Annotated in this window: 22 protein-coding genes; 16 read left to right on the top strand and 6 right to left on the bottom strand. The window is 66.1% G+C overall.

What is annotated here, in order from left to right; translation table 11 throughout:
- Positions 1-3: 3 nt before the first annotated feature.
- From AC3ANW_RS07195 to AC3ANW_RS07180, 4 genes are all read left to right on the top strand, one after another.
- Complete coding sequence (locus AC3ANW_RS07195; protein ID WP_488344507.1) at positions 4-930, top strand: ABC transporter permease; 927 nt, start codon at positions 4-6, stop codon at positions 928-930.
- A 76-nt stretch (positions 931-1,006) separates the two neighbouring features.
- Complete coding sequence (locus AC3ANW_RS07190) at positions 1,007-3,742, top strand: polysaccharide deacetylase family protein (RefSeq protein WP_488344506.1); 2,736 nt, start codon at positions 1,007-1,009, stop codon at positions 3,740-3,742.
- Between the two features lie 80 nt (positions 3,743-3,822).
- Entirely contained in the window at positions 3,823-5,109 is a 1,287-nt protein-coding gene (locus AC3ANW_RS07185) for an amidohydrolase family protein (RefSeq protein WP_488344505.1), read from the top strand.
- A gap of 93 nt (positions 5,110-5,202) precedes the next feature.
- Entirely contained in the window at positions 5,203-5,409 is a 207-nt protein-coding gene (locus AC3ANW_RS07180) for a hypothetical protein (protein ID WP_488344504.1), read from the top strand.
- Positions 5,410-5,421: 12 nt separating this feature from the next.
- Here the strand turns inward: AC3ANW_RS07180 and AC3ANW_RS07175 are convergent, their stop codons facing one another.
- Entirely contained in the window at positions 5,422-5,832 is a 411-nt protein-coding gene (locus AC3ANW_RS07175) for a hypothetical protein (RefSeq protein ID WP_488344503.1), read from the bottom strand.
- Positions 5,833-6,027: 195 nt separating this feature from the next.
- Here AC3ANW_RS07175 and AC3ANW_RS07170 point away from each other — a divergent pair, with 195 nt between their 5' ends.
- The 5 genes from AC3ANW_RS07170 to hemP all read left to right on the top strand — a co-directional run bounded on the left by AC3ANW_RS07170 (position 6,028) and on the right by hemP (position 8,637).
- Complete coding sequence (locus tag AC3ANW_RS07170; RefSeq protein WP_488345375.1) at positions 6,028-6,300, top strand: (2Fe-2S)-binding protein; 273 nt, start codon at positions 6,028-6,030, stop codon at positions 6,298-6,300.
- Between the two features lie 89 nt (positions 6,301-6,389).
- On the top strand, positions 6,390-7,115 hold the full coding sequence (locus AC3ANW_RS07165) for a TonB family protein (protein WP_488344502.1): 726 nt from the start codon (positions 6,390-6,392) through the stop codon (positions 7,113-7,115).
- 31 nt (positions 7,116-7,146) lie between these two features.
- The gene (locus tag AC3ANW_RS07160) at positions 7,147-7,860 is read left to right on the top strand and encodes a MotA/TolQ/ExbB proton channel family protein (protein WP_488344501.1); all 714 of its coding nucleotides are present in this window, start codon (positions 7,147-7,149) and stop codon (positions 7,858-7,860) included.
- Position 7,861: 1 nt separating this feature from the next.
- A complete protein-coding gene (locus AC3ANW_RS07155) occupies positions 7,862-8,275 on the top strand; it encodes an ExbD/TolR family protein (protein WP_488344500.1) in 414 nt (137 codons plus the stop codon).
- 128 nt (positions 8,276-8,403) lie between these two features.
- Positions 8,404-8,637 carry a hemin uptake protein HemP gene (hemP, locus tag AC3ANW_RS07150; protein ID WP_488344499.1) on the top strand — a complete coding sequence of 78 codons (234 nt, stop codon included), beginning with the start codon at positions 8,404-8,406 and terminating at the stop codon, positions 8,635-8,637.
- Between the two features lie 159 nt (positions 8,638-8,796).
- Here hemP and AC3ANW_RS07145 read toward each other — a convergent pair whose 3' ends face one another.
- Complete coding sequence (locus AC3ANW_RS07145) at positions 8,797-9,204, bottom strand: GlcG/HbpS family heme-binding protein (protein ID WP_488344498.1); 408 nt, start codon at positions 9,202-9,204, stop codon at positions 8,797-8,799.
- Positions 9,205-9,526: 322 nt separating this feature from the next.
- Here AC3ANW_RS07145 and AC3ANW_RS07140 point away from each other — a divergent pair, with 322 nt between their 5' ends.
- Complete coding sequence (locus tag AC3ANW_RS07140) at positions 9,527-10,192, top strand: Bax inhibitor-1/YccA family protein (RefSeq protein WP_488345374.1); 666 nt, start codon at positions 9,527-9,529, stop codon at positions 10,190-10,192.
- A 125-nt stretch (positions 10,193-10,317) separates the two neighbouring features.
- Complete coding sequence (locus AC3ANW_RS07135) at positions 10,318-10,692, top strand: hypothetical protein (RefSeq protein WP_488344497.1); 375 nt, start codon at positions 10,318-10,320, stop codon at positions 10,690-10,692.
- A gap of 10 nt (positions 10,693-10,702) precedes the next feature.
- On the opposite strand, the gene rlmD is transcribed toward AC3ANW_RS07135, so the two are convergent.
- Positions 10,703-12,271 carry a 23S rRNA (uracil(1939)-C(5))-methyltransferase RlmD gene (rlmD, locus tag AC3ANW_RS07130; RefSeq protein WP_488344496.1) on the bottom strand — a complete coding sequence of 523 codons (1,569 nt, stop codon included), beginning with the start codon at positions 12,269-12,271 and terminating at the stop codon, positions 10,703-10,705.
- Positions 12,272-12,413: 142 nt separating this feature from the next.
- On the opposite strand from rlmD, the gene AC3ANW_RS07125 reads away from it, so the two are divergent.
- The gene (locus AC3ANW_RS07125; protein WP_488344495.1) at positions 12,414-15,026 is read left to right on the top strand and encodes a chemotaxis protein CheW; all 2,613 of its coding nucleotides are present in this window, start codon (positions 12,414-12,416) and stop codon (positions 15,024-15,026) included.
- A 9-nt stretch (positions 15,027-15,035) separates the two neighbouring features.
- Here the strand turns inward: AC3ANW_RS07125 and AC3ANW_RS07120 are convergent, their stop codons facing one another.
- Positions 15,036-15,950: an SDR family oxidoreductase gene (locus AC3ANW_RS07120; protein WP_488344494.1), complete on the bottom strand. Its 915-nt coding sequence runs from the start codon at positions 15,948-15,950 to the stop codon at positions 15,036-15,038.
- Positions 15,951-16,011: 61 nt separating this feature from the next.
- Between AC3ANW_RS07120 and AC3ANW_RS07115 the strand changes: the two genes are divergently transcribed.
- The 4 genes from AC3ANW_RS07115 to AC3ANW_RS07100 all read left to right on the top strand — a co-directional run bounded on the left by AC3ANW_RS07115 (position 16,012) and on the right by AC3ANW_RS07100 (position 20,624).
- The gene (locus AC3ANW_RS07115) at positions 16,012-17,055 is read left to right on the top strand and encodes a CDP-6-deoxy-delta-3,4-glucoseen reductase (protein WP_488344493.1); all 1,044 of its coding nucleotides are present in this window, start codon (positions 16,012-16,014) and stop codon (positions 17,053-17,055) included.
- 57 nt (positions 17,056-17,112) lie between these two features.
- Positions 17,113-18,090 carry a Bug family tripartite tricarboxylate transporter substrate binding protein gene (locus AC3ANW_RS07110; protein WP_488344492.1) on the top strand — a complete coding sequence of 326 codons (978 nt, stop codon included), beginning with the start codon at positions 17,113-17,115 and terminating at the stop codon, positions 18,088-18,090.
- A 5-nt stretch (positions 18,091-18,095) separates the two neighbouring features.
- Positions 18,096-18,908, top strand: a complete 813-nt coding sequence (locus AC3ANW_RS07105) for an IclR family transcriptional regulator domain-containing protein (RefSeq protein WP_488344491.1) — start codon at positions 18,096-18,098, stop codon at positions 18,906-18,908.
- 102 nt (positions 18,909-19,010) lie between these two features.
- A complete protein-coding gene (locus AC3ANW_RS07100) occupies positions 19,011-20,624 on the top strand; it encodes a GGDEF domain-containing protein (RefSeq protein WP_488344490.1) in 1,614 nt (537 codons plus the stop codon).
- Positions 20,625-20,927: 303 nt separating this feature from the next.
- On the opposite strand, the gene AC3ANW_RS07095 is transcribed toward AC3ANW_RS07100, so the two are convergent.
- Complete coding sequence (locus AC3ANW_RS07095) at positions 20,928-21,779, bottom strand: IclR family transcriptional regulator (RefSeq protein ID WP_488344489.1); 852 nt, start codon at positions 21,777-21,779, stop codon at positions 20,928-20,930.
- Positions 21,780-21,857: 78 nt separating this feature from the next.
- The gene (locus AC3ANW_RS07090; protein ID WP_488344488.1) at positions 21,858-22,583 is read right to left on the bottom strand and encodes an SDR family NAD(P)-dependent oxidoreductase; all 726 of its coding nucleotides are present in this window, start codon (positions 22,581-22,583) and stop codon (positions 21,858-21,860) included.
- Positions 22,584-22,587: the final 4 nt, after the last annotated feature.

Raw genomic sequence — 22,587 nt, 5'->3', positions numbered from 1 at the left:
AGCATGAACTTCCAGGACATTGCCGACATCCTCGCCAACCCGTCGTTCTGGAGCGCGGTGCTGCGCATAGCCACGCCGCTGCTGCTGGGCACGCTGGGTGTGCTGCTGTGCGAGCGCGCCGGCGTGCTGAACCTGGGCATCGAAGGAATCATGGTGGCCGGCGCCCTGGCGGGCTGGCTGGCCGTCTATCACGGTGCGCCGCTGTGGATCGGAATGCTGGCCGCCGCCTGCGTGGGCGCGCTGTTCGGCCTGCTGCATGCGGCGCTGACCGTGGGGCTGGCGCTGTCGCAACATGTCTGCGGACTGGGCATCACCCTGCTGGCGACCGCGCTGAGTTATTACGCCTACCGCATCGCCTTCGGACAGGTGGCGACGCCGCCGACCATCCAGCCCTTCCAGCCGCTGACCGGCCTGGGCATTCCCATTCTTTCGGACCAGACCGCGCCCACCCTGGTGGCGCTGCTGCTGGTGCCGCTGTTGGCAGGGCTGCTGCGCACCCCGCTGGGCCTGGCGCTGCGCATGGTCGGCGAGAACCCGCAGGCAGCCGAAAGCCAGGGCGTGCCGGTGCTGGCCTTGCGCACCGGCGCGGTGGTGGCGGGTTCGGCGCTGATGGGGGTTGCCGGTGCTTTCCTCACGCTGTCGGCCTTCAACGCGTTCTATTTCAATATGGTCAATGGCCGTGGCTGGATCTGCGTGGCACTGGTGGTGTTCGCGTCGTGGCGGCCGGGCAAGGCACTGCTGGGGGCCTTGCTGTTCGCCTTCTTCGATGCGCTGCAACTGCGGCTGCAGCAGTCGGGAGACGCCGCCCTGCCGTACCAGGTGTATCTGATGCTGCCCTACCTGCTGTCGATCCTGGCACTGGCGCTGGTGGCACGCAAGGCAGCGTATCCGCAGGCGCTGATGAAACCGTACCGCAAGGGCGAGCGCTAGGAGCCGGAAACGACGAACGGGCACAACGGCCCGACAGGCGGCCAGCTGCAGCGATTCAGCTGCCTAGGCTCGCCGGATGCCCTCCATCCGACTGCGTGTGTGCACGCCTTTTCTTGCCTTCGCCCTGCTGGCGTTGAGCGCTTGCCACAAACCCGCACCGGCTCGCCCCGATGCGCCGGCGACACAGTCGACACCGGCGCTATCGGCCTTGCGCCAGCAGGCCGATGAATTGCTGGCCGACTACCGCCGCACCATCGTCCTGATGCAGGGTGAAAAAGACCTTTCACCACCGCAGCGCGAGGCGCTCGGCACCGTCGGGCAGATGCTGTTCCATTCGATGCAGCAGCGGCAGCAGGCGCTGGTCATGCTGGCCGCCGAGCCGGCCGCCACGGCAGAGCTGGCCTCGCTGATGGACCGCATCGAAACGGAACCCGGCTGGTTCGACGCCGACCGGCTGGCCTTCAAGGAGTTTCTCGAGGACGTCGCCGCACGCAACATCGGCTCGCAGTCCATCGCCGGCCTGCGCCTGGCCAGGCGGGCCCGCGACGACCTGGCCGTGCTGGCCGACATCGAACAGGCCTACGACCGTGAACTGAAGGACGTATTCGGCCGTTTTGCCCAGCGAGGCATACGGCCGCAGCGCGAAAAATGGGACGACTACCTGGCCAAGCTGGGTTCCATCTACAGACGCGAAGAGATCCTGCTCGATCATGGCGTGTCGCTGCCCGCGGCGGCGCCCCCGGCCCCGGTGCCCAACCCGCCTGGCGGCAACGCGCAGATACGCATCCAACGGTCGGGCGCACCCCGGGTCGAGTCCCGCGAGATCTTCGGCTCCACCCTGCCGCCCAAAACCTTGTTGCTGACCTTCGACGACGGGCCGCGTCCCAGCCATACCGACGAAATCCTGGAGATCCTCAAACGCTATGGCGCACCGGCCACCTTCTTCATGCTCGGCCAGAATCTTGGCACGGTGGGCCCGGACGGCAAGGCCCGGCTGGGCCCCAGGGGCGCGGTGGCGCAACGGGTGCGCGACGCCGGCCATCAACTGGCGGACCACAGTTTCAGCCACTCGCAGATGTCCAGGCTGGCCGACGCCGCCGTACACCGCGAAGCGACCGATACCGAAAGCCTGCTCGATGCAGCCGGCCGCAACGGCCCCTTGCTGTTCCGTTTTCCTTATGGTGCGCGCAACGCCGCCAGCCTTTCGGCCATCGAGACCCTCCACCTGCGCTCGATGATGTGGAGCGTCGATTCGCTCGACTGGGCAGACCCGGTGCCGCGCTCCATCGCCGACCGGGTGCTGAAGGAGCTCGACAAGGCGCAGCGCGGCGTGGTGCTGTTCCATGACATCCAGGCGCGAACGGTCAAGGCCCTGCCGCTGGTGCTCGACCAGCTCGCGGCCGACGGCTGGCGGTTCGCCTTGTGGCGCGGCGACGCTTTCGTGCTCAGCCCGGTGAAGGCGCCCGCCGTGCCCGAGGCCGCTCTGGCCGCGTCGGGCGGCGCGCTCTATCGCGACAGCCATGCGCTGGTCGTCGGCATCGATCGTTATGCCCACTGGCCCGGCCTGCGCCATGCGGTGGCCGACGCCAGCGCCATCCGGCAGGTGCTGATCGAGCGGTTTTCCTTCAAGCCCGAAAACATCACCACGCTGCTCGACGGCGAGGCCACCCGCGCCGCCATACTGCGAGTGATGCACGACCGCCTCGCCGACCCGGCGAGGGTGCGGCGTGACGATCGGGTGATGGTGTTCTTCGCCGGTCACGGCGGCACCCGCAGGCTGGCCAGCGGCCGCGACGTGGGCTACATCGTTCCGGTCGATGCGTCGGTGGGCGACCTGGCGGCCGACGCCATTTCCATGCCCCAGCTACAGGAAGCCGCCGAGGCGCTGGTGGCCAAACATGTGCTTTTCATCGTCGACGCCTGTTATTCGGGTCTCGGTCTGACCCGCGGCGGCGCGCCAGCGTCGGGCCGTTTCCTGGACGACAACGCAAAACGCATCGGCCGCCAGATGATGACGGCGGGCGGCGCCGACCAGCCGGTGGCCGACGACGGCCCGGGCGGCCATTCGGTGTTCACCTGGACGGTCCTTCAGGCGCTGTCCGGCAAAGGCGACCTCAACGGCGACGGGGTGATGACCGGCACAGAACTGGCCGCCTACGTCGCGCCGGCGGTGGCAGCCATCGCCCGGCAGACGCCCGCCTTCGGCAGCCTGCCCGGCTCGGAAGGCGGGGAGTTCGTGTTTCAGTTGCCGGTCGAACGCGAGGCCCTCAGCGGCGACAGCCCGCAGCTGGACGCCGAAGCCGGGCGCCTCAACCGCCGCATCGACCAGGCCCAGGAAGGCTCTGCAGAAGTGGTGGTGAAGAACCTCGACGGTGGCAACAGCACCCTACAGAGGCCGGCGCCGCTGGCGGCATCACCTCGCGCCGCTGCCCAGCTAGCGCACGACCGCGGGCTGGCGTTCTATCGCGAGCGCCGCTACGACGAGGCGGAAGCCGCCTTTCTCGACGCGCTGAAACAGCAGCCCCGGTTCGCCCTGGCGGCCAACAACCTGGGTTTCGTGTTCTACCGGCGCGGCCAGCCGAAAGAGGCGGCACGCTGGTTCCAGAAAGCCATAGACATGGATGGCAGCCGCTCCCTGGCCTATCTCAACCTGGGCGACGCGCAGCTGAAGGCGGGCGATGAGCTGGCGGCACTGGCTGCATATTCGAGTTTTGTGGCGCTGGCGCCCCGCCATGCACGCGCGGCTGCCCTGCATTTGTGGATCGGCGCGCCGGACAGCGCGGCCCGCCCACATCTGCCGGACAGCGGCTAGCTTCACCGGGCGCATTTGTTGCTGCGGCTGGCTATGCTCGGGGGGCATTCGCCACCCCATTTTCAAGCCCAGGACCCCCGATGCTCGATCTGCTCGTCACCAATGCCACCCTGCCCGACGGCCGCACCGGCATGTCGCTGGCCGTCCAGGACGGCCGGTTCGTGGAGGTCACGCAAGGACTGCAGGCGCCGGCGCATGAAACGCTGGACGCAGGCGACCAACTGGTTTCACCGCCCTTCGTCGATGCGCATTTCCACCTCGACGCCACCCTGTCCTATGGCATCCCGCGCATCAACGCCAGCGGCACGCTGCTGGAGGGCATCACGCTCTGGGGAGAACTCAAGCCTCAACTCACCCACGAAGCGCTGGTCGAGCGGGCATTGGCCTACTGCGACTGGGCCGTGTCACGGGGCCTGCTGGCGATCCGCAGCCATGTGGACACCAGCGACCCGCGCCTGGTCACCGTCGAGGCCATGCTGGATGTCCAACGGCGTGTCGCTCCTTATATGGATCTGCAGCTGGTGGCGTTTCCACAGGACGGCGTGCTGCGTTCGGCCGGCGGACTCGACAACCTCAGACGCGCGCTCGACATGGGCGTGAACATCGTCGGCGGCATCCCGCACTTCGAACGCACCATGGGCCAAGGCGCGGACAGCGTGCGGCTGCTGTGCGAACTGGCCGCCGAACGCGGCCTGCCGGTCGACATGCACTGCGATGAAACCGACGACCCACTGTCGCGCCACATCGAGACCCTGGCGTTCGAAACCCAGCGGCTGGGCCTGCAGGGCCGGGTGGTGGGCTCGCACTGCACCTCCATGCATTCGATGGACAACTACTACGTCAGCAAGCTGCTGCCGCTGATCGCAGAAGCACAGGTTTCCATCATCGCCAACCCCCTGATCAACATCACGCTGCAAGGGCGGCACGACAGCTATCCGAAACGCCGCGGCATGACACGCGTGCCCGAACTGATGGCGCAAGGCGTGCGGGTGGCTTTCGGCCAGGACTGCTGCATGGATCCCTGGTACAGCCTCGGTTCGGGCGACATGCTGGACGTCGCGCACATGGGTCTGCATGTGGCGCAGATGACCAGCCAGGCCGCCATGCGCCGGTGCTTCGACGCGGTGACCTGCGCTCCGGCTGCGATCATGGGACTGCAGGCGTATGGCCTCGAAGCCGGCTGCCATGCCGACTTCGTGCTGCTGCAGGCACGGGATCCGGTGGAAGCCCTGCGTTTGCGTGCCACCCGGCTGCAGGTGCGGCGTCGCGGCAGGTTGCTGGCCAGCAGCCCGTCCGCAGTGGCCACGCTGGCCCTTGCAGGCCGGACGCCCGCGGTGGACTGCCTGCATCGCGGTGCCGACAACTGACGGCAGCCGCTGTCGGCGTCAGCCGACAGCCGGCATCTGGCCGGGAACATGAAATGCGGCCTGTCTACAACTTTTCGGCTTGCCGACCGCGACATGACCAACAATCAAACTGCCGTCATCGAAGCGCAGAAGGCCATCGGTGCGGTACTGGACGACCTCGAAACCAAGACTGCCAGCGATGTCCGCGACATTGGCCTGGAAGACATGGTGGATACCGACCCGCGGACCGGAGCGCCGGTGGTTCAGAAGGCGGTGGAAATCAAGCTGCAGCCCCGTCCGTCCAAGAAGTGGGCTCGCTGACGGCACCAGTCCTCAGCGATTTCGCCGCTCCGGCAAGGGCATCTGGGGCGGTACACGCCTTGCGTCCACGTCTTCCAGCCAACCCGAGAGTTCGTGGACCAGATCCAGCGTCAGGCTGTCGATGAACGACTTCGTCCTTACAGTGCCGGGATAGTCAAGCGCAAACTGCCCGGCTACGGCGAACCGCTGCTTTCGACACTTGTCCAGTGCCACGCTGGCAGCCGACGCCGCATCTTTCACACGTTTGAAATCCGGTGGCAGGTTGAGCCGACCGCAGAGCCGGTAGGCGTCGATTTCCTGCTGGAGTTCCACCGACAGGGGAATCGGGGGCTGCGTGGGAGTGGCAGCCTGGGCCGGCAAGGTAACCAGCAAGCAGCATACGCAGCCAAGCGTCTCAAGAAGTCGCCCATATTTCAAAGCCATGCGCATATTGCAAGTAGAAACATTACGGATAGTTTTTAGCATGCACCAACTTACGGATGCAGCGCATCAGCATAGACCGCCATGCAGGGTTGTAAACCCCTTCCATTCGCGACGAAAAGCGTCGGCAGGCTAGTAATGCGACGAATTCGCATTTATACTGACTTTTTCCAACCAGCCAGCCACCCGCTCGTTGCCATGATCGTCTGCGTTTGCCACCGTGTTTCGGATCGCGAGATTGCGCGCCATGTGCGTGCCGGCATGGGCTTTGACGAAATCCAGTTCGAACTGGGTGTCGCCACTCAGTGCGGTCAGTGCGAAACCTGTGCACGCGACGTGGTCGCCCAGTGCAGTGCATCGCATCCTGTCGCCGCGCTGCAATGCGATTCGGGCATCCAGACGGTCCAGCTCGCCAGATCCATCTCGGAGAGCAAGGCATGGAAATCTTCGCAAGTCTCGGTGGCTGCCTGATCCTCGTCGTCGGCTCGGCCTGGTGGATTTTCCGGAAGTAGCCGCGCCTGTGCTCCGCAGGCGCTTCACCTCGGTGTGCGCCCTTTGAAATGACAGCAGTCCACTCTCCCGCTCCTTCGTCCTCCACGGCTTCAAGACTTCCGCCTTTCCCGCGCGTCAGTCGCAACGTCGCCATTGCCGGCGGCGTGATCCTGTTCCATGCCGCCGCGCTGTGGGCCATCCAGAGCGGACTGGTGCGAAAGGTGGCGGAAGTGGTGGTTCCGGTTGAAATCCTCAGCCAGATCATCGCGCCGCCCAAACCGGCACCACCGCCGCCTCCGCCGCCACAGCCGAAGAAGGAAGTGGTCACCAAGAAGACGGTCACGCCCAAGCCGATCGCCATCCGCGACCCGATTCCGACGCCCAACGCACCCGTGGGAGCCATCGAGCCGCCCCCCCCCGCTCCCGCGCCACCCTCGCCTGCGCCTCCGGCACCCGTCGCGCCGCCTGCACCGCCGGCTCCTCCGGCACCGCCCGCGCCCAAGCTGATCGAGGTCACCGAAGGCCAGGTGCAATACATCCGCGAACCGGCCGTCAGCTATCCGGCCGTGAGCCGCCGGCTGGGCGAAACCGGCAAGGTCATCGTCGGCATCTACTTCAGTGCCGACGGCTACGCCAAACGTGTCACCCTGGAACAGACCAGCGGCTACGAGCGCCTCGACAAGGCCGCCCTGGACGCAGCCGCCAAGGCCCAGGTCACGCCGATCCGGCGCGCAGCCGCCAATGCAGAGACCGTATTCCTGCTGCGCGCGCCGTTCAATTTCGTACTCAATTAATTCAAGCCATCCGCATCGGGAGTGTTTTTCTATGGAATCGCAATTCGGCATCGCCAATGTCTGGACCCAGGGTGACTTCGTCACCCGTGCGGTCGCCATCATGTTGCTGGGCATGTCGCTGGCCTCTTGGATGGTCATCCTGATCAAGACGCTCGACGTCATCCGCTACAAGGCGTTCGCCCGCCACTCGGACGATTTCTGGCACAGCGAGGACTTCGCCGCCGCCATGGCCAAGCTGGGCGCGGACGCTTCCAACCCCTTTCGCCAACTGGCGCTGGAAGGTCGCGAAGCCACTGCCCACCACCGCAACACCAAGGCCCACCTGCACGACAGCCTGGACGTCAGTGACTGGATCACCCGCACCCTGCGCAACGGCATCGACGAAACCACCGCCCGCATGCAGGCCGGCCTGGCCATCCTGGCTTCGGTAGGCTCGACCGCACCGTTCATCGGCCTGTTCGGTACCGTCTGGGGCATCTACCACGCGCTGATGAGCATCGGAACCGCCGGCCAGGCCACCATCGACAAAGTGGCCGGCCCCATCGGCGAATCGCTGATCATGACCGCGTTGGGGCTGGCAGTCGCCATTCCCGCGGTGCTGGGCTACAACGCCCTGGTGCGCGGCAACAAATCCATCCTGAACAAGCTCAACAGCTTCGCCCACGACCTGCATGCCTATTTCGTGACCGGTGCACGTGTCAGCGCCACGCCCGGAACGGTGCTGCCGCTCAAGAAGGGAAACTGAGATGGCCTTCGGTACCCAGGACGACACCGACGAGGTGATGAACGAGATCAACATGACGCCGCTGGTCGACGTCATGCTGGTCCTGCTCATCATTTTCATCATCACAGTGCCGGTCATGAAGAACTCGGTGCCCATCGATCTTCCGCGCGCCACCGCGCAGCCCGAGGACATCAAGCCCGAGACCATCCGCCTGAGCGTGGCGGCGGACGGCGCCTATTTCTGGAACGACACGCAGATTCCTGACGACCAGCTGCAGCCACGACTGGCCAGCGAGGGCACCCATGAGCCGCAGCCGGAACTGCACATCAAGGGCGACAAGAGTGTGCGTTACGAACGTGTGGCAAAGGCCATGGCTGCAGCGCAGCAGGCTGGTATCAAGAAGATCGGTTTCGTCACCGATCCGGAAGGCTCCTGACCGGATCCCTGGACGGCCGCAATCGCCCAGCGCGGCCGTCCAACAAATTATTTCAATCGGGTCGATTGACTTGCTTTTGAGAATAGTTATCATTACTCAATCGACAACGCGTCAGGAGATTCAGCGATATGCCAGCTCAAGCCCACACCGCTCCGGCCCGCCAACTCGGCCAGGTCCGCCAGATTCTCTCGCTGCACGCAGTGACAGACCATGAAGACGAGCAGGACCAGGTCGAGATCTCGCTGGCTTCCATCCTCAGTTCCGACCTGCTGCGCGGCCAAAAGGCGGTTTCCATCCGCCACAACGGATCAATCTACCGCCTGCAGGCCACCCGCCTGGGAAAGCTGATCCTGACCAAATAATCCGTTTCATCGTGGGGCGACCAAGAGATTTCCCCGGAAATCTCCCAGGGTCGTTTTTGCCAGCCAAAAGGTTTTCCTTCCAGCCACGCATTTTTTCCCTTCACGATCACCCACAAAAAAGCCGGCTCGATGAGCCGGCTTTTTCTTTGGGCGACTGGATTACAGGCCGAGTGCGGCGATGCCCGCCTTGGCGATCTGTGCGTCCTCGGTCGACTTGACACCGCTGACGCCGACTGCGCCGATCACCTGGCCGTCCTTGACGATCGGTACCCCGCCTTCGAGCAGACCGTCCATTCCGGGCGCGGTCAGGAAGGCGGTCCGGCCGTTGTTGATGATGTCCTCGAAGGCCTTGCTTTCACGACGTGCGATAGCGGCGGTGCGGGCCTTGGCCGGCGCGATGCTGGCCGAGGTGGCCGCGGCTCCGTCCAGGCGCTGGATCCACAGGGGGTAACCGCCGTCGTCCGCAATGGCGATGGTCACGGCCCAGCCGTTTTGCAGGGCTTCGGCTTCGGCGGCTGCCGCGATCTTCTTGACGTCTGCGAGTTCGAGTACGGATTTGGTTTTCATGCGTCTTCCAGTGGTAAGGTTCAGCGCGTGCGACGGCGCAAGCCGAAAGCATAACGGGCAGTTACGCGTGCATTGGAACCTTGTACGAATGATTGCTCTCCAAAAAAGGCGGCAAATCCTTCTGAAGCATTCACAGGCGCTCATGAGGTTTCCACCGCCCGGCAACACACAACACCTAGAATTTGCCGAGACGCCCATTCGGGGCGCACGGGTGGCGGCAGATCGAATGCGCACCCTGGTCACTTCAACGAAATCGAACGATCACTCTGGGAGTAACACCGTGAGCGAACCACTACAGACCTTCAACGCCGCCACCACCGCCATCGGCTGGGAAACGGCACAGCGCGACCAGCGGCAGCGGGTCATGCGCAACACCTACTGGCTGCTCGCCCTGAGCCTGCTGCCAACCGTGCTGGGCGCCTGGATGGGCGTGGCCACCGGAATCACCCGCTCGCTCAACGGCGGACTGGGCCTGGTGGTGTTTCTTGCGGGCGCCTTCGGTTTCATGTACGCCATCGAAAAGACCAAGAACTCCGCAGCCGGCGTGCCGGTTCTGCTGGCATTTACCTTTTTCATGGGCATCATGCTGTCGCGCATGATCGCCATGGTGCTGGGCTTCAGCAACGGCGCATCGCTGGTGATGACGGCATTTGCCGGTACCGCAGGCGTCTTCTTCGCCATGGCTACGCTGGCATCGGTCATCAAGCGCGACCTGTCGGGCATGGGCAAGTTCCTGTTCGTCGGCGTCATCGTGCTGCTGATCGCCTCGGTGATCGCCATGTTCGTGCCGTCGACCGGCGCCATGCTGGCGCTCTCGGTGGCATCCATCGGCATCTTCAGCGCCTACATGCTGTACGACCTGAAGCAGATCATCGACGGCGGCGAAACCAACTACATCAGCGCCACCCTGGCCCTGTACCTGGACCTGTTCAACGTGTTCCAGAGCCTGCTGGCGCTGCTGGGCATCGTCGGCGGCGAACGCGACTGATTTCAGCCGGCGCTCCACCAAAAAAGGCCCTTCGGGGCCTTTTTCCGTTTCCAGCCGAGGGGGTTTGACTTCATTTATTCGGCAGGCTGCCGATAATCAGTTGAACCGTCCGCACAAACACCACCATGTCATCCCGCCTGATCGCCCCCTGTCTACTCGTCCTGCTGCTGGCAGGTTGCGAGATTCCGGGCATGGAGCCCGATCCGCGCATCGCCCAGCGCGAAGCCGACTCCAAGGCCATCGGCAGTGCCTGCCGCTACAGCCTGCGCGGCATCGAGGACTGCTACGCCCTGAACGCCAAGGCCAGCAAGTCGGCCGTTTTTGCCGGCTGGAAGGAAATGGACCAGTACATGCGGGACAACAAGATTGCAGGCCAGGCGTCCGCCATCGTGCCCGGCGCGCCGGCCCCGGTGGTCGAGGCCGAAGCCAGCATCGACAAGGACACCGAGAAGGTCGTCGCTCCCCGCAACAAGAACAGGGCCAAGGCAGCCCCGCTCTAGTTTCCCGATTTCACGCGTCCGGTGTCACGGGCGCTTCCGCGAACCCCACATAGTCGAACACCGCGATGCTTTCGACGTGTGCCGTATGCGGAAACATGTTCACCGCGCCGGCCGCGCTGCACCGATAACCGCCCAGGTGTACCAGCAGACCCGCATCGCGCGCCAGCGTCGCCGGGTTGCAGCTCACGTAGACGATACGTTTCGGCGGACTCCATTGCGCCAGCGCCTCAGGCGCCACCGGTGCGTTGGTGTTCCTGGTGTCTTCGCCGCCCTCGCCTTCGCCGCTGCCCACCGGCGGAAGGCCCGCCTGCTGGCGACACAGATCAGCCAGCGCACGCGTCAGCGAGAAAGCGCCTTCACGCGGCGGATCGACCAGCCACTTTTCGGCAACGCCGTCTTTCAGCAGCACGGCGGGTGTCATTTCGAACAGGTTGCGGGCCATGAAGTCGGCCGGCGCCAGCGGCCGTACCGGGCCGGTCGCCTGATGGCGGGCGTAGTTGGCGCGGGCACGGGCCACCAGGGTGTCGCTGCCCTCGATGCCACGGACCTGGCGCGCCCGGGTGGCCAGCGGCAGGGTGAAATTGCCCAGTCCGCAGAACCAGTCGATCACCCGCTCCTCGGCCTGAACATCCAGCAGCCGCAGCGCTCGGCCGACCAGCACCCGGTTGATGTGCGGGTTGACCTGGGTGAAATCGGTCGGCTTGAAGGGCATGTCGATGCCGAACTCCGGCAGCGAATACGCCAGCGGCAAGGCGCCTTCGGGATCGAGCAGATGAGCGGTGTCCGGACCCTTGGGCTGCAGCCACCACTGAACGCCAGCGGAAACATGTTCTGCCGCGAATGCGCGCAGGCGTCCCAGGTCGGCAGCCGACAACGGCTCCAGGTGGCGCAGCACCAGGGCGGTCACCTCGTCGCCGCAGGCCAGCTCGATCTGCGGGCAGGTGTCGCGGCTGTCCATCGATGCGATCAGGTCGCGCAGCGGCATCAGCAGGGCATCGACATGCGGTGGCAGCACCTTGCAGGTCTTCATGTCGGCGATGTAGCGGCTCTTGCGTTCATGGAAACCGACGAGGACCGTGCCCTTCTTGACCACATGCCGAACCGACAGGCGGGCGCGCCAGCGGTATCCCCAGGTCGGGCCTTCGATGGGGCGCAGCAGCATCTCGGGCCGGGTCTTGCCCAGGTGCCAGAGGTTGTCTTCCAGCACACGCTGCTTCACCGCCACCTGGGCACCGGCGTGCAGATGCTGCATCTTGCAGCCGCCGCATGCGCCGGCATGCAGGCCGAAGTGCGGGCAGCCGGGACGCACCCGCTGCGACGATTCACGGTGCACCTCGACCAGGCTGGCCGATTCCCAATTGTTCTTCTTGCGGTGGACGTTGGCCGTCACCAGTTCGGTCGGCAAGGCGCCTTCGATGAAGACCACTTTTCCGTCGGCGCGGCGCGCCACGCCCTGGGCTTCGAGGTCGATGGATTCGACGCGCAGTGCGTTGGGGAAAAGATGCTGGAGAGGATCGGCCGGGCCATCGGCTGCCGTGTCGGTCGCACGGCTTTCGGTGTGGGAGATTTCGTGGGTCATGGCCCCGATTGTCTCAGCCCGCGCAACGCCACCCGCAGCGACGGGTTGGACACGAGCCCGGCTCACTTATTGCTAAACCGCTCATGTTGACCATGGCCGCCCGGCCATTCGCCCGTTTTTCGTCCCCCCGTTCTGGAGAACCATGCGCAACGAATCGAAAACCGCCGCAGCACCGACTTCCACCGTGGTGACGAACACCGAAGTGTTTCTGCCCTACCTCCGCGATGTCAGCCGCTGCGAGCAGTCGCTGCAGGAACTCAACATCATGTGGCGGATCATCGAGTCGTCCGCCAAGATGAACTGCCCGGTCGAAGCCAAGACCATCCTGCCCACCATCGCGGCCACCCGCCACGGCTTTGCCAGGCTCGAACACGAACTCGTCGCCAGCCTGGTCCAGGAAAAGGTGCGCAACGTGATGGCGGGCATCGGCACCAAGGCGCAATACGTGATCGACATCGTGGTGCGCAACCTGTTCGAACGCACGGCGGACGTCGGATTTCTCGCCACCGACCGCGTGTTGTGCCGCTTCGTCGCCGACACAGCCACGCAGGACGAACAACGCGCCGCGGTGCGCCAGCGCCTGCTCGACTACCGCAGCAAATACACCGTCTACGACGAGATCCTGCTGCTGGACACGCAGGGCCGGGTGCTGCTGCAACTCGACGAATCCGCGTCGCTCCGGCGCAGCGCCGACGCTCTGGTGGCCGAGACCCTGGCCAGCGACACCTTTGTCGAAACCTTCCGTGCCAGCGACCTGCGTCCCGGCCTGCCACGTGCGCTGATGTACTCCCGGCGCATGCACCATCCGGACACCGGCGCGGTGGTCGGGCTGCTGTGCCTGGGCTTCAACCTGCAGCAGGAGATGCAGGGCATCTTCGAGACTCACCGCGATGGTGACGAGCGCTCGAACCTGCTTCTGCTGGACGCCGACGACCGGGTCATCGCCAGCGCCGACCCGCTGTGGATGCCGCCCGGCACGAAGGTGCCGGTGAACGTGGAGGCGTCGTCGGTACCGCGTGTCTTCGGCGGCCGCGAATACCTGGTGCGCACCTTCCGCTCCGAGGGCTACCAGGGCTACCCCGGCCCCGCCGGCTGGCAGGGCCAGGTGATGATTCCGGTGGACATCGCCTTCCGCGGCAATGGTGCCGAAAACGAGGACGTGCTGGCCGCGCTCTCACCCGCCATGGCCGAAGGCCTGCTGTCGCACGCCGATTCCTTCTGTCCGCCGCTGCACGACATCATGAGCGCCGCACGAACCATCCAGCGCATCGTCTGGAACGGGCAGGTGATGACGGTCGGCCAGGAAGGCGACGTCACCAGGCTGAAGACGGTTCTCGACCAGATCAGCGAAACCGGCAACCGCAGCAACGAACTCTTCGCCCGCTCCATTCGCGACCTGTACCAGACGGTGCTGGCGTCGAGCCTGCGCAATACGCAGTTCAGCTCGCACCTGCTGGTCGACCTGCTGGACCGCAACCTGTACGAACGCTCGGCCGATTGCCGCTGGTGGGCTTTGACACCCGAACTGCGCGCGGGCCTGGGCCAGACCGATATCGACGCCGCCGACGCCGGAAGGATCGGTGAGATCCTGAGCTACATCAACGGCCTGTACACCGTCTACACCAGGCTGTACGTCTACGACCGCCACGGCACCATCGTCGCGTCGACCGGCGACGGCGCGGTGGTGGGCAGCCGCATCGACACGGCAACACTGGCAAGGGTGGTGTCGTTGGCCGGCCCCCAGGACTACCACGTCAGTCCCTTCGAGACCACTGCGCTCTACGGCGATGCCGCGACCTACGTCTACCACGCGGCCGTCCGCCATCTGGAAGACCTGCAGCAGGTGGTGGGCGGCATCGGCATCGTTTTCGACGCAACGCCGGAATTCCACGACATGCTGGCGGCCGGCATTGTCGGCAAAGCGCAGGCGACGGCTTTCTACATCGACCGCGACGGCCGCGTCCTGGCCAGCACCGACCCGTCCCGGCCTGTCGGAAGCACGCTCGAGATCGACGAGGACCTGCGTGGACTGGCCAACGGCCAGGGTGCGGCCCATGTCACCCTGCACGACGGCCATTACGCCATCGTCGCCTGCACCGCTTCCAGCGGCTACCGCGAATTCAAGACCGTCGACGGCTACCGGGAAGACGTGATCGCGGTTGTCTACGAGCGCTTCGGCGAGATGCGCGCCAGCAATGCACTGACCCGCCGCGGCGCGCTGCAGATCGAGGCGCAGGCCGGCACCGAGGGCACCGAGTTCGCCACCTTCTTCTGCCGCGATTCGCTGTATGCGGTCCCGGCCCTGCACGTACTCGAAGCCGTGCCGTTCTCCGATGTCCGCCCGACTCCGCTCGGCGGCGGCGGCCGCGTCGGCATCCTGGGCATGCAGCGTCCCGACCTGAACCAGCGTTTCATGTGGGTCTACGACCTCGGCCAGCTGATCGGCGCCAGCGCCACCCGCGTCACCGGCAACAGCCAGGTGATGGTGCTGCGGCTGGGCAGACAGACCATCGGCCTGCTGGTGGACGAACTGCATGCCGTGCCGCAATTCGAGCCCGGCCAGATCATCCGCACCCCGTTGCGGGCGACCGGCCAGTCGATGCTGGTCACCGAGGTGATCAAGGCCAACCAGGGCGAGCTGCTCATCCAGGCGGTGAATGTCGAGCGCCTGTTCGCCTGGCTGATCGACGGCATTGCACCGGGCGTCGACGAGACCGAACTGGAACAGCAGTACGCCGGCCGGCAGGCAGCCTGAGCGCCTGACTCAGCCGGTCAGGCCCTGCTCCACCGTCGGGTGGCGCAGGACCAGGCGCAGTTCGACCTTCAGGCGACGGTTGTCGAGCCGGCGCGATTCCCCCATGAAACTCAGCTGCATCGGCGACAGCAATGCCGCCAGTTCGCTGCGCGGCAGGCGTGGCGGCGCAGGCATTCCGTACAGGCGCGCCGCCAGCTCGAAATAGTCGCCCATCTTCAGCCGGGTGTCGTCGGCCGCGTGATAGATGCGCTGGGGGCCGCCACGCCACAGCGCCGCCAGGCAGGCGCGGGCCAGGTCGTCGGCGTGGATGTGGCTGGTGTACACATCGTCTTCGTCGCACAGCACCGGCGTGCGGCGTTCCAGCCGGGTGCGTGGCGTGCCGCCTTCCCGGTCGGGTGCGTAGATGCCCGGGATCCTCAGGATCGCCACCCGGGTGCCGCCCAGGCCGAAGCGCCGCACCGCCTGCTCGGCCGCCACCCGGCGCCGGCCCCGCGCCGAGGCCGGCCGCGGTGTCCGGGTTTCGTCGATCAGCGCACCGCCACAGTCGCCGTAGACGCCGCTGGTCGAGCCATACACAAGCGAATGCGGCCGACGGCGGGCGGCGAGCGCATGCAGCAGCGCCCGGGTGCGCGGATCGCCTTCGCCGACGCCCGGCGGCGGCGCCAGCAGCAGCACCCGCTGCGCCAGTCCGGCCAGGCGTTTGAGGGTGGCGGCGTCGTCGAGGTCGCCGGTCAGGGGCACGATGCCCCGCTCGCGCAGTCCGGAAACGCGGTCCGGCGACGACGTCAACGCCAGCACCCGGATCGAAGCCGGGCTGGCGGCCGCGGCACGCAAGCCGACATCGCCACAACCGACGATCAGCAGGCGCGTACGCCGGAAGCGCGCTGGCAGGGCGCCGGAATGGGAGGACAGGTTTGCAGGCAAAATCGAGAGTTCGACCCGAACACAAGGGGGGTCAGACCAAAACCCCCGAGGATACCCAGCGATGAGCCTCACTGTCTCCGTGCTGCCCAGCGGCCGCACTTTCAACACCCAGGACGACGAAACCATTCTGGCGGCTGCCATCCGCCAGGGCATCGGCCTGCCCTACGGTTGCAAGGACGGCGCCTGCGGCTCCTGCAAGTGCAGGAAGATCGACGGCGAAGTGGCGATGGGCGAACACCAGCCCAAGGCGCTGACCGCCGAAGAACAGGCCCAGGGTTTCATCCTCACCTGCCGCGCCACCGCCCTGAGCGACGTGACACTGGAATCGCGCCAGGTCACAGACGAAAGCGCGTTTCCGGTGCGCAAGATGCCGACGCGGGTGTCGCTGCTGGAAAAGAAATCGGCCGACGTCATGCTGGTGCGCCTGCAACTGCCGGCCACCGAACACCTGCGTTACCACGCCGGCCAGTACCTCGAGTTCATCCTGCGCGACGGTAGCCGCCGGGCCTATTCGATGGCCACCGCGCCCCATCGCCAGGAAGAAACCGGCCCGATGGTCGAACTGCACATCCGTCACATGCCCGGCGGCAAGTTCACCGACCAGGTGTTCGGCACCTTGAAAGAGCGCGACATCCTGCGCTGCGAAGGCCCGTTCGGCAGCTTCTACCTGCGCGAAGACTCGGACAAACCCATCGTCATGCTGGCCTCGGGCACCGGTTTCGCCCCCATCAAGGCGCTGATGGAACAACTGCGTTTCAAGGGCAGCGACCGTGCCGTCACCGTCTACTGGGGCGGCCGTCGCCCGGCCGACCTGTACCTGCATGACTGGATGCAACAGCAGGCCGCCGAACTGCCGAACCTGCGTTATGTGCCGGTGGTGTCGAACCCTCTTCCGGACGACGGCTGGACCGGCCGGACCGGTTTCGTGCACCAGGCGGTGCTCGACGATTTCACCGACCTGTCGGGTCACCAGGTCTATGCCTGCGGTGCGCCCATCGTGGTCGAATCGGCCCAGAAATCCTATGTGGAACAACGCGCGCTGCCGGCCGAGGAGTTCTATGCGGATGCGTTCACCAGCGAAGCCGACAAACAGCAGCCGGTCTGATGCGGACCCGATCCGCAGCCGCCGCCTGAAAAACAAAGACATCCCAGGAACCTCCGCATGCAACGTCGCCAACTGATCCTTTCCGTCACCGCCACGGCTGCCGCGCTGGCAGCGCCGGCGAGCTTTGCCCAGATGGCCGGACGGCCGATCCGGCTGGTGGTGCCCTACCCCGCCGGCGGCCCGCTGGACGCCACCGCGCGCATCCTGGCCGAAAAGGTCAAGGACAGCCTGGGCCCGGTGATCGTCGACAACAAGCCCGGAGCCGGCGGCAACATCGGGGCGGACGTGGTCGCCAAGGCGGCGCCCGACGGCCTGACCATCGGCCTGGCCGCCACCGCGACGCACGCGGTCAATCCTTGGCTCTACAAACGCATGCCCTACGACGCCGCGAAGGACTTCGCCGGCATCACGCAGATGGTTCGGGTGCCCAACGTGCTGGTGATGAACGCGGAGAACGCGCAGCACCTCGGCATCCGCACCGTGGCCGACCTGATCGCCTACGGGAAGAAGAACCCCGGCAAACTCAACTACGGCAGCGGCGGCAACGGCAGTGCAGGCCATCTGGCCGGTGAAATGTTCAAGCAGAAGTCCGGTGTCTTCGCTGTGCATATCCCCTACGCCGGCGGCAGCCCGGCGCAGCTGGCCCTGCTCTCGGGCCAGGTCGACTTCAACTTCGACAACCTGTCCACCGCCGCACCCAACATCCGTGCCGGCAAACTCAAGGCCATCGCCGTCACTACCGCCCACCGCAGCCCGCAGTTGCCCGACGTACCGCCTGTTTCGGACACCCTGAAGGGTTTCGCCATCGACACCTGGTGGGGGCTGGTCGCACCGGCACATACGCCGCGCGATGTCATCCAGCGCCTGAACCATGCATTTGTCGAGGCGCTCAACGCACCCGACACCAAAGCCCGTTTCGCCACCCTGCTGGCCGAGCCGGTTCCCACCACAGCCGAAGAATTCGACACCTTCATGCGGGCCGAACTGGCGAAGTACCAGCAGGTGGTCAAGTCGAGCGGCGCCAGCGTCGATTGAAGGGCGTGTCACCCGACGAAGCCGGCCAGGGCGGCCAGGAGATCTCCGCAAACCCGGTGCCGGGCGACGGCTACGTGCAGTCGTTCGCACGCGGCCTGGGTGTCATCCGCAGCTTCAGCGCGGACGCGCCGCGGCAGAACATCACCCAGGTGGCCGCCGCCACCGGGCTCACCCGCGCCGGTGCACGCCGGGTGCTGCTGACCCTGCTGTCGCTGGGATATGCCGCGAGCGACGGCAAGCTGTTCTGGCTCACGCCCAAGATCCTCGACCTGGGTTTTTCGTACCTCTCCTCTCAGCCGCTGTGGCACCTGTCCGAGCCCATCGTCGAAGCGCTGGTCAGCCGGGTCAAGGACTCCAGTTCCATCGCGGTGCTGGACGGCCACGAGATCGTCTACATGCTGCGGGTGCCGACCCGCAAGGTGATGCGGGTGACGTTGGGTGCCGGCAGCCGGCTGTCGGCTTTTTCGACCTCGCTCGGGCGTGTGCTGCTGGGCGACCTGCCGGACGCCACGCTGGCGGAACTGATGCAGCGCCATCCGCCGCAGCCGCTGACCGAACACACGCTGACCGAACCCGGCGCCGTGATGGCGGCCATCCAGCAAGCCCGTCGCCAGGGTTTCGCGGTGATCGACCGCGAACTGGAAACCGGCCTGGTTTCCATCGCCGCACCCATCATCGACCGTGCCGGCCGTACGGTCGCCGCGCTGAACGTCGGCGCGCCCTATTCCAGCGGCAGCATCGAACGCCTGCGGCAGGACGTACTGCCCGAACTGCAGGTGGCGGCACGCGATATTTCGGCCCTGCTGCAGCGCACCTGACGCACCCCGGCAACGCCGCATTTCGTCTTTGGCAAGCCGTCCTTGATACAAATAGAATCACGTTTGCCAGCCCGGCGCGCCACCAACCGGCACCCCGCCACCATGCCCGACCGCAACGCATCTGAATTCGCTCGCGAAACATTCAAACAGCTGGCACTTCGCCGTCTCCAGCCGACGCCGGACAACTACCGTGCGATCTACGAGGAGCTCGCAGGCGCGCGATCGACGCCGTTCTTCCCCGTCCAGCCGCTGCGCCAGATGCTGCGGGTGCTGCCGGCACAGACCGCTGCGCAGAAACGCCTGCTGACCCTGTTCGAAGGTGCGATCGAGCAACAGAGCTGGACCGAACTGCAACGCTGCATCGTCGGTTACGCCAACCTGGGCCTCGGCCAGAGTGCGGGCCAGCAGGGCCCCGTTCAGGGTTCGGACGACATCGCCTCCCCGGCGCGCAAGGCGGACCCGGCCGTCGGCATTCCGACCATCGCCGACGACGTCGCGGCTGCGCTGCCGGGTGCGTTGCTGGAACAGGTCGCCCGGCTGGTCGAACATTCCCTTCCTTCCGCCTCCAGCGACAGCGCGCGACTGAGCGAGCAGGCCGCCACGCTCACCCAGGCGCTTCGTTCGCCGGCGCCAGACCTGGCGGCCATCAAGTCGCTGCTGGCCAACTTCGGTTTCCGGCTTTCCTTCGCCACCGAAGAACAGGCCGCCATCCGCAGCGCCCTTCTCATGGCGCTGCATGAACTGTTCCGCAACATCTCGGTACTGAGCGTCGACGACAACTGGCTGCGCGGCCAGGCCGAAGCCCTGCTGGCGGCCGCCACGCCGCCGCTCGAGCTGCGCAAGCTGGACGACCTGCAGACACGCCTGCGAGACGTCATCTTCAAGCAGGGCGAAACCCGCACGCGCAGCATGGAAGCCCAGGAGCAGATGAAACAGATGCTGTCGGTGTTCATCGACCGCCTCTCCAACATGAGCGAGAAAAGCGGCGTCTACCACGACAAGATCGAAGCCTGCGCCGAGCAGTTGGGCAGCGCCCGCACCATCGAGGAAATCACGCCGGTGCTGCACGACGTCATCGGTGCCACCCGAGCCATGGCGCTCGACAGCCAGATCAACCACGACGACCTGCTGACGCTGCGCGAACGCAGCGAAAAGGCACAGGAAGACATGGGCCGGCTGCAACTGGCACTCGAAAAAGCCAGCGCCGAAGCGCGCCACGACCCGCTGACAGGCGCACTCAACCGCAAGGGCATGGACGAGGCCCTGGAACGCGAAATCTCGCGTGCCCGCCGCGCCGGCGCCAATAACGGCGAAGCCATTTCGCCCCTGTGCGTGGCCCTGCTCGACATCGACAACTTCAAGCTTCTCAACGACCGCATCGGCCACGACGGCGGCGACGCGGCGCTGGTGCATCTGGCGCGGGTCGCGCGTGAAGCCATGCGGCCACAGGACGTGCTGGCCCGTTACGGCGGCGAAGAGTTCGTGCTGCTGTTGCCCGACACCGCCGTGGACGCCGGCGTGGAAGCCATGCAGCGCCTGCAACGCGAACTGACTCGCCGGTTCTTCATGCAGAACAACGACAAGGTGATGATCACCTTCAGTGCGGGCGTGGCGCAGGTGGCCGCCCAGGAAGACCCTTTCGATGCGGTCAAGCGGGCCGACCAGGCCATGTATCTGGCCAAACGCACCGGCAAGAACCGGGTGGTGCGGGCCTAGGCGCCTGGCCGAAGGCGGTGTCGGGAAAGGCAGGAACATGTCCGACCCTCGGTCAGAAGGCCTCCGATCGAGGGATCGTCATGAAGCTCCAAGTGCGTCGATGAGCGTCACCGAGCTCCGCATGCCATTCCACCACCCTCCCCGATCCGTTCGCAGCCTCTTGACCGGCCACCTCGAGCTCATGCCGGGAAACAAGGCGCATGCCGGCAAAACCATTCGTACGGCTGCAAGCCGGCGACCGCCTGCCGTGCCCGCGATGCTCGAAGTCGAACGTGGCGAGAATTTCGATCCACGGCGCCGGCGTCAGAGCGCCTGGCCGTCGGACAGCGATGGCGCCTGGGCGATGCGCGCCGAAATGATCCGGCAGGCCTCCAGCAGCGGCTTCACGTAGGCCGTCTGTGGATCGGCCTTCTGGCGGAACAGCAATGTGCTGACGCTGATGGCGGCTACCGGTCTTCCCTGGGCATTCACGATGGCCGCGCCGAAACAATGGACACCGGCTTCGTTCTCCTCGTCGTCCGTCGCCCAGCCATCGTTCTTCACCCGGTCGATCTGGGTTTTCAGCGCTGCCGGGTCGACCGTCGTGTGTTCGGTATGGCGCGGCAGCGGCGACGGAAGGCCGGCCAGCAGTTCGGCGCAGGCAGCGTCGTCCAGCGCGGCCAGATAGGCCTTTCCGACCGCGGTCGAATGCAGCGACACGCTGGTGCCGATACGCGAACTCATGCACACCGCACTCGTACTTTCGAGCTTCTCGATGAACACCATGTGGCGGCCGCTCGGCACGGCCAGGTGCACCGTCTCGCCGGTGATGTCGCGCAGCTGCTTGAGTTCGTCGACGGCTGCCAGCCGAAGCTCCGAACGCCCCCAGCTGCGACTCGCCAGCTGGATCAGGCGGGGGCCGAGCGCCAACGTGGCGCCGCGTTCGTTCTCGCCCAGCAGTCCTTCCGCGATCAGCGCGGCCACGATGCGGTGCACCGTCGGCCGCGGGTAACCGCTGGCCCGCATCAGCGACGCGACAGTGACCTGCCCTTCCGCATCGGCCACCAGCTGCAGCACGTGCATGAACTTGGAGAATGCCGCGGTGCCCGCGACTGCCGCGGGCTGGAGCGATGGAAGTGCTGGCAAGGAAGGCTGGGGAGGTTTTGAGGCGCGCATGAAAAAGAAGGCCCGGCGGCGGCAGGGGCGGCCGGCGGCCCATTATCCATAGCCCTCCGGTCACTCCACGCGCAGCCTTCAGCTCACCATGTAACCGCCATCGACCGGCAGGATCACACCGGTCATGAACGAGGCTGCCGGCGTACACAGGAACATCGCCGCCCTGGCCACATCGTCCGGCAGGCCCCATCGGCCGAGCGGCGTGCGGGCCAGGATGGGGCCGGCGCGGGCCGGGTCGTCCTGCAAGGCCCTGGTGAGCGGGGTCGCGATCCAGCCGGGTGCCACCGCGTTGACACGGATACCGTCCGGCGCATAGGCGATGGCCAGCGACTTGGTCAGTTGCGCCACGCCGCCCTTGCTCGACGCATAGGCCGGCACCAGCCCGCCGCCGAAGAAGCTGAGCATGGATGCCGTGTTGACGATGCAGCCGCCGCTGGCCTTCAGCCGTTCACGGGTGGCGCTGCAGACCCGCATGGTGCCTGTGAGGTTGACGGCCAGCACCCGCTCGAACACTTCCAGGTCGTGCTCCGCGCCGCGCTGGATGATGCCGGCGCAGTTGAAGACGATGTCCAGCCGGTCGATGTCGCCGATGGCGCCCTGCAGGCTGGCCGCCGAAGTGACATCGGCCTGGCGAACGTCGACGGACGCATGCAGGCTGCCGTCGCCGCCACCCAGGCCGATGGCGGTCACCTCGGCACCCAGTTCGGCCAGGTGGTTGGCAATGACGGCGCCGATGCCTTGCGTGGCACCGGACACCAGCGCTCGTTTGCCTGCGAAGAGTCCTGGCTGATAGGTAGCGGTCATGTGC

It is taken from the genome of Xylophilus sp. PBN-3R, from assembly GCF_057747805.1.
The sequence above is the reverse complement of the archived record's forward strand: the minus strand, read 5'-3'. Positions and strand labels throughout refer to the sequence as shown.

What these genes read in the sequence shown, in the direction of transcription:
- AC3ANW_RS07195 (WP_488344507.1), top strand. Translation starts at nt 4, where the DNA reads ATGAACTTCCAGGACATTGCCGACATCCTCGCCAACCCGTCGTTCTGG.
- AC3ANW_RS07190 (WP_488344506.1), top strand. Translation starts at nt 1,007, where the DNA reads ATGCCCTCCATCCGACTGCGTGTGTGCACGCCTTTTCTTGCCTTCGCC.
- AC3ANW_RS07185 (WP_488344505.1), top strand. Translation starts at nt 3,823, where the DNA reads ATGCTCGATCTGCTCGTCACCAATGCCACCCTGCCCGACGGCCGCACC.
- AC3ANW_RS07180 (WP_488344504.1), top strand. Translation starts at nt 5,203, where the DNA reads ATGACCAACAATCAAACTGCCGTCATCGAAGCGCAGAAGGCCATCGGT.
- AC3ANW_RS07175 (WP_488344503.1), bottom strand. Translation starts at nt 5,832, where the DNA reads ATGGCTTTGAAATATGGGCGACTTCTTGAGACGCTTGGCTGCGTATGC.
- AC3ANW_RS07170 (WP_488345375.1), top strand. Translation starts at nt 6,028, where the DNA reads ATGATCGTCTGCGTTTGCCACCGTGTTTCGGATCGCGAGATTGCGCGC.
- AC3ANW_RS07165 (WP_488344502.1), top strand. Translation starts at nt 6,390, where the DNA reads ATGACAGCAGTCCACTCTCCCGCTCCTTCGTCCTCCACGGCTTCAAGA.
- AC3ANW_RS07160 (WP_488344501.1), top strand. Translation starts at nt 7,147, where the DNA reads ATGGAATCGCAATTCGGCATCGCCAATGTCTGGACCCAGGGTGACTTC.
- AC3ANW_RS07155 (WP_488344500.1), top strand. Translation starts at nt 7,862, where the DNA reads ATGGCCTTCGGTACCCAGGACGACACCGACGAGGTGATGAACGAGATC.
- hemP (WP_488344499.1), top strand. Translation starts at nt 8,404, where the DNA reads ATGCCAGCTCAAGCCCACACCGCTCCGGCCCGCCAACTCGGCCAGGTC.
- AC3ANW_RS07145 (WP_488344498.1), bottom strand. Translation starts at nt 9,204, where the DNA reads ATGAAAACCAAATCCGTACTCGAACTCGCAGACGTCAAGAAGATCGCG.
- AC3ANW_RS07135 (WP_488344497.1), top strand. Translation starts at nt 10,318, where the DNA reads ATGTCATCCCGCCTGATCGCCCCCTGTCTACTCGTCCTGCTGCTGGCA.
- rlmD (WP_488344496.1), bottom strand. Translation starts at nt 12,271, where the DNA reads ATGACCCACGAAATCTCCCACACCGAAAGCCGTGCGACCGACACGGCA.
- AC3ANW_RS07125 (WP_488344495.1), top strand. Translation starts at nt 12,414, where the DNA reads ATGCGCAACGAATCGAAAACCGCCGCAGCACCGACTTCCACCGTGGTG.
- AC3ANW_RS07115 (WP_488344493.1), top strand. Translation starts at nt 16,012, where the DNA reads ATGAGCCTCACTGTCTCCGTGCTGCCCAGCGGCCGCACTTTCAACACC.
- AC3ANW_RS07110 (WP_488344492.1), top strand. Translation starts at nt 17,113, where the DNA reads ATGCAACGTCGCCAACTGATCCTTTCCGTCACCGCCACGGCTGCCGCG.
- AC3ANW_RS07100 (WP_488344490.1), top strand. Translation starts at nt 19,011, where the DNA reads ATGCCCGACCGCAACGCATCTGAATTCGCTCGCGAAACATTCAAACAG.
- AC3ANW_RS07095 (WP_488344489.1), bottom strand. Translation starts at nt 21,779, where the DNA reads ATGCGCGCCTCAAAACCTCCCCAGCCTTCCTTGCCAGCACTTCCATCG.
- AC3ANW_RS07090 (WP_488344488.1), bottom strand. Translation starts at nt 22,583, where the DNA reads ATGACCGCTACCTATCAGCCAGGACTCTTCGCAGGCAAACGAGCGCTG.